Source organism: Paenibacillus sp. JNUCC-31 (assembly GCF_014844075.1).
Taxonomy (GTDB): domain Bacteria; phylum Bacillota; class Bacilli; order Paenibacillales; family Paenibacillaceae; genus Paenibacillus.
The window spans coordinates 5049895-5063359 of sequence record NZ_CP062165.1 but is presented as its reverse complement, the minus strand read 5'-3'; the positions used below and the strand labels follow the sequence as shown (position 1 = coordinate 5063359).

The 13465-nt window shown below is 44.1% G+C and carries 11 protein-coding genes; 3 read left to right on the top strand and 8 right to left on the bottom strand.

From position 1 onward, the window contains the following. The first annotated feature begins 37 nt into the window (after positions 1-37). Together JNUCC31_RS21895 and ligD are read left to right on the top strand one after the other, a co-directional pair. On the top strand, positions 38-994 hold the full coding sequence (locus tag JNUCC31_RS21895; protein WP_192264723.1) for an ATP-dependent DNA ligase: 957 nt from the start codon (positions 38-40) through the stop codon (positions 992-994). Between the two features lie 81 nt (positions 995-1075). Next, entirely contained in the window at positions 1076-1966 is an 891-nt protein-coding gene (gene ligD / locus JNUCC31_RS21890) for a non-homologous end-joining DNA ligase (RefSeq protein ID WP_192264721.1), read from the top strand. Positions 1967-2028: 62 nt separating this feature from the next. On the opposite strand, the gene JNUCC31_RS21885 is transcribed toward ligD, so the two are convergent. Further along, the gene (locus tag JNUCC31_RS21885; RefSeq protein ID WP_192264719.1) at positions 2029-2937 is read right to left on the bottom strand and encodes a YitT family protein; all 909 of its coding nucleotides are present in this window, start codon (positions 2935-2937) and stop codon (positions 2029-2031) included. A gap of 347 nt (positions 2938-3284) precedes the next feature. After that, complete coding sequence (cls, locus tag JNUCC31_RS21880) at positions 3285-4724, bottom strand: cardiolipin synthase (protein WP_192264718.1); 1440 nt, start codon at positions 4722-4724, stop codon at positions 3285-3287. 375 nt (positions 4725-5099) lie between these two features. On the opposite strand from cls, the gene JNUCC31_RS21875 reads away from it, so the two are divergent. After that, a complete protein-coding gene (locus JNUCC31_RS21875; protein ID WP_192264717.1) occupies positions 5100-6461 on the top strand; it encodes a hemolysin family protein in 1362 nt (453 codons plus the stop codon). Positions 6462-6588: 127 nt separating this feature from the next. On the opposite strand, the gene JNUCC31_RS21870 is transcribed toward JNUCC31_RS21875, so the two are convergent. The 6 genes from JNUCC31_RS21870 to JNUCC31_RS21845 all read right to left on the bottom strand — a co-directional run bounded on the left by JNUCC31_RS21870 (position 6589) and on the right by JNUCC31_RS21845 (position 13004). Further along, entirely contained in the window at positions 6589-8178 is a 1590-nt protein-coding gene (locus JNUCC31_RS21870; RefSeq protein WP_192264716.1) for an alpha/beta hydrolase family protein, read from the bottom strand. Positions 8179-8229: 51 nt separating this feature from the next. Further along, positions 8230-9012, bottom strand: coding sequence for a DUF1648 domain-containing protein (locus JNUCC31_RS21865; protein WP_228469175.1), 783 nt, complete (start codon positions 9010-9012; stop codon positions 8230-8232). Between the two features lie 342 nt (positions 9013-9354). Further along, positions 9355-9750, bottom strand: a complete 396-nt coding sequence (locus JNUCC31_RS21860) for a GntR family transcriptional regulator (RefSeq protein WP_192264714.1) — start codon at positions 9748-9750, stop codon at positions 9355-9357. A 255-nt stretch (positions 9751-10005) separates the two neighbouring features. Then, entirely contained in the window at positions 10006-11079 is a 1074-nt protein-coding gene (locus JNUCC31_RS21855; protein ID WP_228469174.1) for an AI-2E family transporter, read from the bottom strand. A gap of 220 nt (positions 11080-11299) precedes the next feature. After that, positions 11300-12085: an ABC transporter permease gene (locus tag JNUCC31_RS21850; protein ID WP_228469767.1), complete on the bottom strand. Its 786-nt coding sequence runs from the start codon at positions 12083-12085 to the stop codon at positions 11300-11302. A gap of 10 nt (positions 12086-12095) precedes the next feature. Then, complete coding sequence (locus JNUCC31_RS21845; protein ID WP_192264710.1) at positions 12096-13004, bottom strand: ABC transporter ATP-binding protein; 909 nt, start codon at positions 13002-13004, stop codon at positions 12096-12098. Positions 13005-13465 lie beyond the last annotated feature (461 nt).

The following is a 13465-nucleotide window of genomic DNA, read 5'->3' as shown; positions in this document are numbered from 1 at the left end:
CTCCGGGCAGATTTAACACTAGAGAGGAGTACAATACATGTTCAATCCCGTGGTTCCGTTTGAACCCGTATCCCGGGAGGTTATCCCTGCCGGAGAAAACTGGATTGCCCAGATCAAATGGGATGGGGTCCGCATGCTTGCTTACGAAGATGGGCATGGTATTCAGCTTATCAACCGCAGGCTGCACAATCGAACAGCACAGTATCCCGAACTGGTTCTGCCACGTAATCTGTGCTCAGTCCATTCTTATATTTTGGACGGGGAGGTTATTGCTCTTGACCCGGATACAGGGAAGCCGTCCTTTTACCACGTCCTCCGGCGGGATCGCATGACCAGACCGGATGGCATCGCCCAGGCTGTAAACCAGATTCCGGTGACTTATATGGTGTTTGATATTCTGTTTTGCGATGGAGTCTGGGTCACAGATCAGTCTCTCGCCAATCGCCAGCGTTTGCTTCATCAAGTACTGAATCCTGCTCCCCACGTTCAGGAGGTGACCAATACGTCAGATGCCGACGCTCTGCTCACTGTCATGAGGCAACACCAGATGGAGGGGATTGTATGCAAAGACCTTTCCAGTACCTATGGAATCAACGGCAAAGACTCACGCTGGCAGAAGGTTAAGATTATGCACGATCTGTATGCCATGATCGGAGGCGTTACCTACCGCAGCGGGATCGTGAATGCAATTGCAGTCGGTGTATATGATGGGCCCAACTTTGTCTATATTGGTCATGTTGGCACAGGTAAGCTGAACTCGGACACTTGGCGTGAGCTAACCGAAAAAGTGAAACCGCTCATTCGCAAGGACAGACCGTTTCATAACGAGCCGGAACGAAGCGCAGAGACAACATGGATAGAACCACGAATCGGTGTCAAAGTGCAATTTATGGAACTGACACACCATCGGACATTACGTCACCCCAGTATACAGACTTTTGCTTCCGTAACCCCTGAGGAGTGTCAGGTAAGTCAGCTTATTTTTGGACAATAGTTTCCATGTCGATTTGCCCGAGAAAAGAAATGCAATTTAGCCATCTGATACGAGCGTTGTTCACCACAGGAGGTGTTCTGCATGGCCCATAAGGTAAAGGGCACGATAACGATTCATGGAATGGAACTCACCGTGACCAATCCAGACAAACTGCTATGGCCCGAAGCAGGTGTAACCAAGGCCATCTATTTGCAAAAGTTGGCTGCACTGGCACCTTATCTACTTACCTACACCCGAAATCGGCTTCTCACCACGATACGTTATCCACATGGTGCAGGCGGTGAATTTTTTTATCAGAAAAATGCCCCTGAGCCTGTTCCTGATTTTGTACGGACTGAAATGCATGAGGGAATACGATACGTGGTGATGAACGAGCTCCCAGACCTGTTATGGCTCGGTAATCTCGCTGCCCTTGAGTTTCACCCTTCCCTGCATGCGGTAGGCAGCCATCTGCCCTGTGAGTGGATGATTGATCTGGACCCTTCCCAGGAGGAGGAACCCCGCATCATGCAGGCAGCTCTGATCGTGGGGGAAACACTAACTTCTCTTGGTTTGAGATCGGTACCGAAAACCTCTGGTGCCACAGGTGTGCAAATTATTGTTCCCATTCGTAAAGGGGTAACCTTTGATGAATTGAGGGATATTGGTCATTTTGTAGGTAAATACGTCACTCAGAAACATCCGGATCTATTTACACTGGAGCGACTCAAAAAAGATCGGGGGGACCGTATTTATTTTGATTACCTTCAGCACTACGGAGGCAAGACACTTGCAGCTCCCTATACGCCCCGCGCCAAATCTGGCGGCACTGTCTCCACCCCGCTCACCTGGGATGAAGTTCGTAACAACGTTTCGATCAAGGATTATCACCTCATGAATATCGTGGAACGCCTGACGCAGACGGGAGATTTGATCGCAGCAGTCGAGCCCCAGCCTGTTGAGCTGATTATCCAGCATTTAAAACAAAAATAGCCGATCCCCTCAAACCAAGGGGCCGGCTATATTTTTTGTTTGTTTACGTTCGATGAGACTCGCTAATGAATGCCTTTTTTCTTGAAACGTCCACCCTTCACATCATGAATGTTACCGATCGCCACAAAGGCTTGCGGGTCCCAATCTTCAACGATGGACTTCAGCTTCGCTTCTTCAAGACGGGTAATCACTACAAAGATGATTTTCTTCTCGTCTCCGCTGAATCCGCCCTCTCCATCAAGGAAAGTGACACCACGACCCAGACGGTCTGTCAGGGCAGAACCGATATCACGGTACTTCTCACTAATGATCCATACCGATTTGGACTGATCGAGTCCTTCGTTCACAATATCAATCATCTTCATCGCGATATAATAAGCAATCATGGAATACAGCGCATTCGGCCAGCCAAATACAAAACCTGCACCTGCGAATATAAATACGTTAATAAACAGTACGATCTGTCCTACAGACAATGGTGATTTTTCACTTAGAAGGATGGCTACAATCTCCGTACCGTCCAGTGATCCACCAGACCGGATAACGAGACCCACACCCACACCCAGGATCAGTCCGCCGAATACGGCTCCGAGCAGCGGTTCACCTGGCGTCAATGCAGGAACCTTGTGTAGCAATGTTGTTCCAATGGACATTACGACGATCCCAAGCAGTGTAGATAACGCAAACGTTTTACCAATTTGCTTGTAGCCCAGAATCAGGAAAGGCAAGTTGAGCAAAGTCAGGAATACACCCAGTGGCAGATGCGTAAGCTCCGACACCATAATCGAGATCCCTGTTATTCCACCATCAATAACGCCATTCGGCACGAGAAATACTTCGAGTGACACAGCCATCAGTGCAGCACCGACCAGAATCATCACAATACGTTGCAGCAGCTTTAGTGTAAACACCGAGCTCTTTACATTACGGTCCGGCTTGGATGTTAGTTCTTTAACCGTTACATCGGACATCGTATCCCCCCCATTTTGATCAATATGTGAATCCATTTCATAAATCATTTAAGTACCTAGAGGGACTTCAGCATATAGAAGAACAATATCGTTCCGATTCAATACGCACCCTGTATTAAAAGCACCTAAAGGCTATATGAAATGTATTCAAGTATGTCTTAATTCCGGTTGACACTTTCAAAAGAGAGCAAAAGGGAGCCTGTTTTCCCGCAGACTCCCCTCCTTCGCCAAGACATAATTTATATAACTATTATATCATAAAAGATCAAATTTGAGCAAAATAGTTAGCAAAAAGAAGATAAATTCACAAAAAGTGAATTTATCTTGAGAAATCGGCCCTAAAACGGCTAAAGCAGCGGAGAAAGCATGCGAGAAAGCATTTCGGCCCCTTTTTGCCACCGAGAACGCTGCTGGAACACCTTTACATTAATCTGACTGCAATCATCCAAATCGCGTTCAAAGTCTTCTGTGAGTCGTTCCATGGATGATGCCTCAAACAACACTGCGGTCAACTCAAAATTACAGAAAAAACTGCGCATATCCATATTGGCTGTACCTACCGTCGCAAGCAAATCATCCACAATCAAAACCTTGGCATGTACGAAACCTTTACGGTATTGATAAAATTTCACTCCGGCTCGCAATAACTCTTCGACATAAGATAACGAAGCCAGATGGACAAGCCGGGAATCCGATTGATACGGGATGATAATCTTTATATCGACCCCGCTGACGGCAGCTGTCTTGATCGCTTCATACAGAGCAGGGTCTGGTATAAAATAGGGTGTTGTAATGTATATGCGTTCGCACGCGACAGAAATCGCACCAAAGCACATTTCCTGAATAGCATCCCACTCCTGGTCCGGCCCGCTGGCCAGAACCTGAATTCTTTCTTTTCCGCTGCAAATATGGGGCGGGAACAGCTCGGTTAACTGAGGTTCCGTAATCTGCTCGCCGGAGGCCAGTTTCCAGTCATTCAGGAACGTATTTTGCAGAAAATATACGGCATCCCCTTCAATCTGCACATGGGTATCCCGCCAAAATCCAACATCGGGATATTTCCCGAGGTAATCATCTCCAACATTCATTCCACCCACAAATCCAATCTTTCCGTCCACCACAACAATTTTACGATGGTTTCGGTAGTTAACCCTCCGATCAATCGTTGCAATAAGCGGTGGAAGAAAGTAATGGAACTCTACGCCAGCATCCTGTAATTTGCGGATAAAGCTCCCGCTCATTTTATGGCTGCCCAGTCCGTCGCATATGAACCGCACGTTGACGCCTTCTCTTGCTTTACGGATCATGACTTCCTGAAACTTTGTACTGATAACGTCATCACGGAAAATATAAAATTCAACATGGAGATGATGCTCTGCCTGTTCCATTGCCTTCAGCATGGCTGCAAATGCCTCTTCACCATTTGTTAATACTTTACTCTTGTTGCAGCCCGTAATCGGACTCTCGGACAGGTGTGACAGCAGGTTAAACAAACGATGCTGATGTATGTATCGGCTGCCCGGCATCTGACTGGCATTCTCGATAATATGGGCCTGTTCCCAGATCGTTTCCCGTATTTCCCGAAAGATTCGCGACCCGCCTTTACGGACTTTCTTACGTTTGCTGTAATCCTGCGCCACAAAATAATACACAACGAAACCGATCAAAGGCACACAAATTAAAATAAACAGCCAAGCCACAGCTTTCGCTGGATTACGAAATTCCAGCAAGAGAATGGTGGCCGCCTGAAAAATAAATATGAGCAGTATAATGACCAGCCAAAACATTCGGCTTCCCCCTCATGGCAAGGTTCAATCTTGCCGTTCTCTCTCACTACATCAGCTTTGACGATAAAGCCTTTAACTAATCATAGATACCCAATGTTAGCCCCTTTCGTAACGTTTGCTTAGATAAAGTTTTACATCCGAACATCGGTTACCCTTGTTGATCAGCAGGTCATTCCATGCTCTGTCGGTGTATATTCTGACTGTGTTATCTTCTACATATTATTATTTCAAGTCAGCAAATTAGCAGTATCACGCACTTTTGAGCAACTCCGCTTCCAGACTCTTCCTGTTTTCTTCATCGGGAGGTGGTCTTCTTACGTAAAATTAGATATAATATTCGTTAAAAACTTATTACTTAAAGGAGAAGACTAGTTAATGGACAGTGAGAGGTATGCGTTAAATTTAGTATTGGTTGCGATTTTGATAGGATTTTCGGCGTTTTTTGTTGCAGTGGAATTCGCACTGGTGAGGATTCGTCCGAGCCGGATCGACCAAATGATTGCGGAAGGAAACAAGCGTGCCTTGGCTGTCAAACAAGCCGTTGCCAACCTGGACGGATATTTGTCTGCCTGTCAGTTGGGTATCACGATTACATCTCTGGGACTGGGCTGGCTGGGTGAACCAACGGTTGAGAAAATTCTCCACCCTGTGTTTGAAAGCATGAACATACCTGAGGCTGTTTCTTCATTCTTATCGTTTGTTCTTGCGTTTGTTGCCATCACGTATTTGCATGTGGTCGTTGGTGAACTTGCCCCCAAAACGATTGCAATCCGCAAAGCCGAAGCCGTTGCTCTGCTGACGTCTACACCTATCATCTGGTTTAACCGAATTATGTATCCTTTTATCTGGCTGTTAAACAGCTCAGCGAATCAACTGGTCAAGTTGTTCGGAATCAAACCTGCATCAGAACATGAAGATGCGCATTCGGAAGAAGAATTACAGATTATTATCAATGAAAGCTTTGAGAGTGGAAAGATCAACCAGGCCGAGTTCGGATATGTAAGCCGGATTTTTGCTTTTGATGAGATGCTTGCCAAAGAAATCATGGTACCCCGGACTGATATGGTCTGCCTTTATGTGAATAGATCAAACGAGGAAAATCTGGATATTATCCGACAGGAACAATATACCCGTTTTCCGGTTGTAAATGAGAGCAAAGACGATATTATCGGTATCATCAATACCAAACAATTTTTCTTGGAGTTATACGGAAACGACGAACCTGTCGATCTGTCTTCCCTGATTCAGCCGGTATCCGCTGTTCACGAGACGACCCCGGTCAAGGATCTGCTTAAGAAGATGCAGAAGGATGGCGTGCATATTGCCGTGCTGGTCGATGAGTATGGAGGAACTTCCGGAATTGTAACGATCGAAGATGTGCTTGAACAGATTGTCGGGGAAATTCGGGATGAGTTTGACGCAGACGAAGTGGAAGATATTCAGGTCATCAATGAGAACTACGTGATTATGGACGGCAAGGTATCCTTGTCCAAGGTAAATGACATGTTTATGTCCCACCTGGATGCTGATGAATGGGATACCATTGGTGGATGGCTCTATAGTCATCGCCCAGAGATGAATGAACAGGAAGAATATGAGTTCGAGAATCTGACCTTCGTTTTGCTGGAAAAAGACAAGAATCGTTTCTACAAAGTGGCCGTTGTTCCTAAAGAACCATTGACCATGTCCGATTACACCGATGAAGACGAGAAAGATGCGCCTAATTGGGCTAAATAAAGCAACTTCATATATAATAAGAAGAGCACTTGCCTATATTGGTAAGTGCTCTTCTTATTATCTCCCGCTTAATGTGTCCCTTCCCATGTTATCACTCAACCAAGAATAGGACTTACCGTCCCGTTTTTTAGTTTGATTTTAATACCCACTTCGCAATATCATCGATAATGGCTTTGGAGACATTAGACGGCTCAGCGTACTCTTGACCAATCGAAAGTCCATCATAGCTAGATAAAAGATGATTTACCTTTGGATAGCTATTGTACGTTACATTGGAATGATCTTGAAGAGCCGATTTCCAGTTTTGGAATTGATTCATAGACACTTGCACATCATTTTCGCCTTGTATAATAAGCATAGGAGTATTTTGTGTTTTAGCCAGTTCCGCAGGCACATAATCTCTCTGCTCAAACCACCAATAAGCAGGTTGAAGTGGAAACGCCTCAGGAAGATGATCTACAGAATATTTAGGATCTTTAACTATGGCAGCAACATTTTTATAAAAATCCGCTTGTCCTTTAATGATCTCCGTGTCTAAACCAAGCTGCTTCATCCGATCTACCAATTCGTCCTGCTGCTCGGTAAGCACATCCACAAAGCTACTACTTGGTGCAGCAAGTAGAATACTTCCTGCAATATCATGTTGTTTATCCTCAGCAATGATCAACGGTAATGCAAACCCGCCTTGACTATGTCCAGCTACATAAATCGCTGTAGAATCAATCTGTGTATTCTTTTTAAGTAGTTCTACTGCATCGGTTACCTGATCCACACTTTCTTGTTTTAATGTGAATTTAGGCTGTGAAGCGACCTTATAGGTATGCTCATATGTGACCTTATCGTATCTTAATACCGCAACTCCTTGTGAAGCTAAGCCTACCGCAAGATCGCGAAATGGCTTTGCACCACCAATGGCAGAATCTTGATTGTTGGGTCCAGATCCATGTACTAGAATTACGACTGGGAAAGGTCCCTCTCCCTTCGGCAAGGTTAATGTCCCTGGTAAAGCTAAATCACCCTGACCAACCGTAATGTCTTGTTCTGTATAGGCAGATGGGTTGTCGTAGCTCGGTTTTTGATACACATCTGGTGTAGCAGCGGCAATATACAAGTCATCCACTAACCCGTTATGATTCATTCTGACCGTAATATTTAAACGAGTAAGCTCTGTCTTAAAAGTGTAGGTGACATTGCGATGCACTGTGTTATTTTCTACGTGTTTAGCTATGGCTTTATTAGTAATTTTACCATTTTGACCTTCTAATGCTGCCCATAACTGACTCAACAACGTGGGTGACAACACTCCACTCACAGAGGGATGAACATACTTCGCAGCTTCCTTGCCATTGCCTTCACTTATAAGTGAAATGAATATATCCTCAGGTGCTGCCTTCAATGCCTCGGTAAGAAATCCCGCATCCATAAAGGCAACTCCTTTCGTTAGCTGAACAGGTTTGTTTATGGGTACAACTTGCCCATTCACCATCGCCTGTTTCTCCCCTACCTTAACTACAATAGTAAGTTCATTTTTTCGTATCGTGATTTGTCCTGTTTTTTGTTGCCAAGATACCTCTGCCCCATTCTGTTCTGCAATCTCACGAATAGGAACTAGATTTTCACTGCCAGCGGGTTCTTCAGCAGCTGCTGAGATCGATGTCACTGGCAGGATGAGACATACGAAACTAAGAGAAAGTAACAGCTTTTTCCAATTGTTCATCGTAATAATTCCTCCTAATGATTTATATTCAATGCATAGATGAATGAGCATTTATTGGCTCAGGATTATGCTTATAACCACAATAGCAATGATGAATAAGAACAAGACCCAAGATAATGGGCGAGCGAAGTTAATCGTCCAGCCTATGCCATAACGTTTTTCTACGGTAAGAGAAGGATCATTGGGATTGAAGTAAATAAAGCCTAGCTTCCAATAATCATCTTCATTCACGGGCTGTTCCTTAGATCGTTCGCGATCCTCTTGATGATTACGAATTTCCCCACCGCCTTGTCTGCCTGTGAGAGACAGCCATACAGCGCCTAAAACGATCACCGCAGGAATGATGAAGCTAATAGCTGTTAACAAGACCAGATTAGGGACGAACATATTCATCTGAATGAAGGCAAATAAAATGGTAATAAGCAACCCTGTTATTAATGTAAATAGGGACCATTTACGGCGGAATTGAATATTTTTAGCAGCAAATTGGGCAGAATTGGCCGTGGTAAGCTGTTGTTTGCTTGTTTTAATGCTCCAGTTAACCAACATCAGAAGTGCAATGATTCCTAGCTGTACAAGATTAATAGCCAGTACCGAAAGGTAGGTTTTAGGCATACTGGAAGTGACATTGCCCTGAAGATCATATTTGATTGGAATGATGTTAGGTAGTGACTTATAATTCAGGATCGAAATGATTGCAATAGCTACAATAATAGCCATGTGAATTAGAAACCAATAGTTGGAATAGGTGAGTTTATTTTGGCGGAAGGTGGTATCAATGTTAACCCTTTGAGGTGCTTCTACAGTTGGAAGTGCTCCCTTTATCTTTTTCATCTTGAAATGGAATAATATATGTAGTGCTGCCCAGTACACAATGAACATCATTGTGCACACACCGGTAATCATTGCGGTAGACTCTTCATTAGCAGATCGGAGTAAATACAGACAGACAACTATAATCATCCCGTTTCCGATCAGACTTACGGTAGCAAACGTTCTCCGTAGCTTACGTAAGATGGGTGTGTAGTAATTATATTCACTTACCGTAACCCCAAAGCTAATGGTTTCCCTTGTCACATATGGCGCAAAGGATAGAAGTAAGGCTAATGGAGCAAAGATTAATATGATAGGCAATACACTGAATAGCTGCATACATAACACACTCCTTTGATTCGTTTATTCCTTGTTGTGACCCATCTTTACATCAACATAGATTTGATCTAATACTGCAGATAGCTCCTCTTTGGTCATTCCTCGACATATCGCTTCGGCAATCATCGGTCTTAGTTCTCTTTGCTGCTTTTTCAAAAACTCATCCGTTAAATCAGGCATTCCATCAGGGTTTACTACGACTCCCTTTTGTCTATGGATTAGAATGTATCCATCCTGCTTGAGTAATGTATAAGCCTTATTGACCGTATGAAGGTTAACACCAATATCTGCTGCCAAATTCCGAACCGAAGGTAGCGCCTCACCTAGTTGTAGCTCACCACTAGCAATGCCTTCGATAATTTGATAAACCAATTGCGAATAGATGGGAAGTTCGGATTGCATATCAAGTTGAATAATCAAGAGTTCACCTTCTTTTTGTCATCTGTTATATATCAAGTATAACAGATATAACACGAATGAGCAATACGTATGAAATTAATGAGGTGTGAGTAAGAGGGAGATTGACGCATATGAATAAAGCCGCATATCAATCGTGAGGGCAAGCTTACCTGACCCTTCACCATTGATATGCGGCTTATCCTGATGAGCTTATCTATGTTATTCAAGGACAAACATTAGTGGAGACACATGACAAAGTTGTATTTTAAATTCCATTCAAAGTTCAGTCTTATCTTCGACAATCCGATAATGGATTTTGAGAACTATAATTTTCAGGATCATATATAGCGGAATCACGATGATCATTCCAAGAATATTTCCCAAATCCGCGCCTACAAGCAGCAAGATGACGGTAGTAAGCGGATGAATATCCAACTGTTTGCCATAGACGTAAGGTGAGATCAGGTTATCCTGAATTTGCTGGGCGATCACAATGATGACCAGTGACCAGATGGCCATCGAAGGTGACTCGATAAACCCCACAATGACGACGGGAATGGCTGCCAGCAATGCCCCCACATAGGGAATGAAGTTCAGAATGATGGATACAACTGTTAGAAGAAGGGCATAGGGCAACCCGAGAAACAGAAAACCAATGTACATCAAAATACCCAATGCCACATTAACAATAACCCGCCCAACAATATAATTGCTTAGTGCTTCATCGATTTCATGGACCGTCTCTTCTCCATCCTTACGGTAACGTCTCGGGAGCAACAGTGTGAGATTGGTTCCAAATTTGCTGCCTTCCTTAAGCATGTAATACAGCATAATCGGGAATGTCGCCAGAATGATGACCAGATTGGATACCACCGAGAACAACCCGGATACATAATCCGTCACCTGTGTAATCCCTTGACTCAGAAATTCGGAAAGCCGTGAGAATAGATCGGAACCCTTGGGCAAATATTTGGAAAGGAAACCGCTCTTTTCGAATTCACTTAACTGATTGCTAAGCGAAGTAACCAGTGCCGGGGCATTTTCCACAAAATTCAACAGCTGCTCCCGCAATGAAGGCCATACCAGTACGCTGAACCCTGCCATGATTAACGCAATCACCACATAAATAAGAATTACCGACAAAGCTCGCTTCATTTTGTGCCTTTCCATATAATCGACGAGCGGGCGAAGCAGATAATAGAAGAAACCGGCAATCAGCAGCGGAATCATGATGATGTGAATCAGCGAGGTCAGAGGACTGAAAATAAAGTTGACTTTATCCCCCAGATACACGATGAGCAGCAGCAAAATGATCGCTGTGCATATACGGTAAAACTTGTTGTTTATCAAGAAACGTGATCCCTCCATACGCTGCTCTGCCAAATACGACTGCGGCGATAATATGTATGTATTGCAACTTAATACAGCTTGGACAGCGTGTTCCATTCCATGCCGCATGCTCATGTATTATTATATGTACCCTTAAATGCTAGTCATGCCACAGCGGATGCTGAATATACTCTATTTTCCATCCTGAAGGAGAAATTGGGCAAAAAAAAGAAGCAGGCGATTAGCCTGCCACATCTCTTTTGTTGAATACAACCCATGAGATCAACATGAAAATGACATAATATACAGCTAGCACAGCAATAGAAAACCCAAGTGTCATGCCTCCATTAGCTTGGGTAATTAGTCCCGATCCTGTTGCAGAGTCCATGTATTTTCCAAGATCCATATTAGTAAACAGGACATACTTCGTCCATTCATAACGGTTCGGATTGAAAATCAAAGACAACGGATTCCTGGTAATTATAATAAATAGAGATATCCCGATGGACAATCCTCCTGATCGAAACACAATGGCGAGCATAAAGGCAATTGCGATAGTAATAAAAAGATCAACGTAGGAAAATCCCCATGATGCAATAACGTGCCCAGCAGTATTAACACTATCACCCTGGTCGTACGGCAATGATTGTGAAAACAGGATGTACGACATTCCCGTCGCCAGAATGATAATGAGCAGTGTACTTAAGAGACTGAAACCAATCACTGCCACATATTTGGAAGCCAGAATTTTGCTTCGTGACCACGGCCGGATGAGCAGCAGCTTAATTGTTCCCCAAGTGAACTCTCCTGCTACCACTTCAGTTGTAATGACAACACAGAAAATACTATTAAGAAATACAAAAACAATACCCACTGTTGTTGAGGCTGACTCCCAGATTGAAATCCCAGTCGATCCCATACCCTGTCTAAACAAAACTGGTAATAATAACGAGAAAATCGCAAGAATGGAGAGAAATGTCCAAGTGAGCGATCTACGGTAAATTTTCATATTCTCATTCAGAACCAAGTTCCAAAAGCTACCCAATGCTTCCGCCCCCAGTCACTTGCAAAAATTGATCTTCCAGTGTACGGGTCACATTACGAATACCGTATACCTGGAACCCTTCGCTGACCAGTCTGGCATTCATGTCCGGAATCTGCTCCCGGGATAAACGAATCACAATGGCGTTGCCCTGCACTGTAGCCTCGCTAATCAGTTCAGCCGCACGCTCCGCATCATTTACCTCAAAAGCAACTTCAGCAAGGACATCCGCCCCCGCTTCAGCCTTCAGATTTCTCACATCGATCAGCTTGCCATTCTGGATAATCGCAACAGTGTCACACATGAGCTCCATCTCCGACAACAAGTGACTGGATACAAAAACAGTAATTCCTTCCTCCTGGCAGAGCTGACGCAAATAATCCCGGAGTTCCCGTATTCCCTGTGGATCAAGCCCGTTGGTTGGCTCATCCAGTACCAATAACTTTGGTTTATGTAATATGGCCTGTGCAACACCCAGACGTTGGCGCATCCCCAAAGAATAGGTCTTTACCTTGTCATGAATCCGAGCTGTAAGCCCGACACGTTCAATCGTCTCGGCAATTCTTTCTTTTGTAATGCCAGGTGACATACGGGCAAAGTGAACGAGATTCTGATATCCGCTTAAAAACTTGTACATTTCCGGATTCTCGACAATGGCTCCTACCTGGGCTACCGCTTGCTCGAATTCATTCTTTACACTGTGCCCCGAGATGATGATATCTCCTTTAGTAATGGACATGAGTCCAACCATCATTCGAATCGTTGTTGTTTTCCCCGCCCCATTGGGTCCTAAAAAACCAAAAACCTGCCCCGGAGAAATATCCAGAGTCAGGTCACTGACCAATGATCGGGAGGAGATGATTTTACTGACGCCCTGAAGACGGACGACCGGCTCCTGCTGCATTCCATTTCCTCCTTCATCGACGGACATTAACATTATGCCCGTTTCTCATATGAACACAGTGTATCATAATCTTTAGTATATTGTCCCGCAAACTGGGTTTTCCCCTGGCGTTTCGTTTGAACTACACACGCTTCACAGCATCCAAGCGGCATCTCACTCCGATAGAATCCGGTGCGAAATACGTGATTGCCTACACAGTCCTCTTCCTTTAGTTCGACAGAACCCCTAGCGACCGACACAATCATCCCACAACTGACACAGTAAAAGCGGTCCATTTCGATCAATGATATTCCTTCCCCTCACAAGGAGCATTGAAGTCCCTGTTATTTGTCGTTAGACGCTGGATTTTGATACATTTTGTATCTAACTCGTAATTTACTTCACACCAGGACCAATGTCAAGGATTTACTGGCATAAAAAGAGATAAAATGCAAAAAAAGCTCTATAAATGCGACAAAAGT

Coding starts and splice junctions, on each gene's coding strand:
- JNUCC31_RS21895 (WP_192264723.1), top strand. CDS start 38: ATGTTCAATCCCGTGGTTCCGTTTGAACCCGTATCCCGGGAGGTTATC.
- ligD (WP_192264721.1), top strand. CDS start 1,076: ATGGCCCATAAGGTAAAGGGCACGATAACGATTCATGGAATGGAACTC.
- JNUCC31_RS21885 (WP_192264719.1), bottom strand. CDS start 2,937: ATGTCCGATGTAACGGTTAAAGAACTAACATCCAAGCCGGACCGTAAT.
- cls (WP_192264718.1), bottom strand. CDS start 4,724: ATGTTTTGGCTGGTCATTATACTGCTCATATTTATTTTTCAGGCGGCC.
- JNUCC31_RS21875 (WP_192264717.1), top strand. CDS start 5,100: ATGGACAGTGAGAGGTATGCGTTAAATTTAGTATTGGTTGCGATTTTG.
- JNUCC31_RS21870 (WP_192264716.1), bottom strand. CDS start 8,178: ATGAACAATTGGAAAAAGCTGTTACTTTCTCTTAGTTTCGTATGTCTC.
- JNUCC31_RS21865 (WP_228469175.1), bottom strand. CDS start 9,012: ATGAAAAAGATAAAGGGAGCACTTCCAACTGTAGAAGCACCTCAAAGG.
- JNUCC31_RS21845 (WP_192264710.1), bottom strand. CDS start 13,004: ATGCAGCAGGAGCCGGTCGTCCGTCTTCAGGGCGTCAGTAAAATCATC.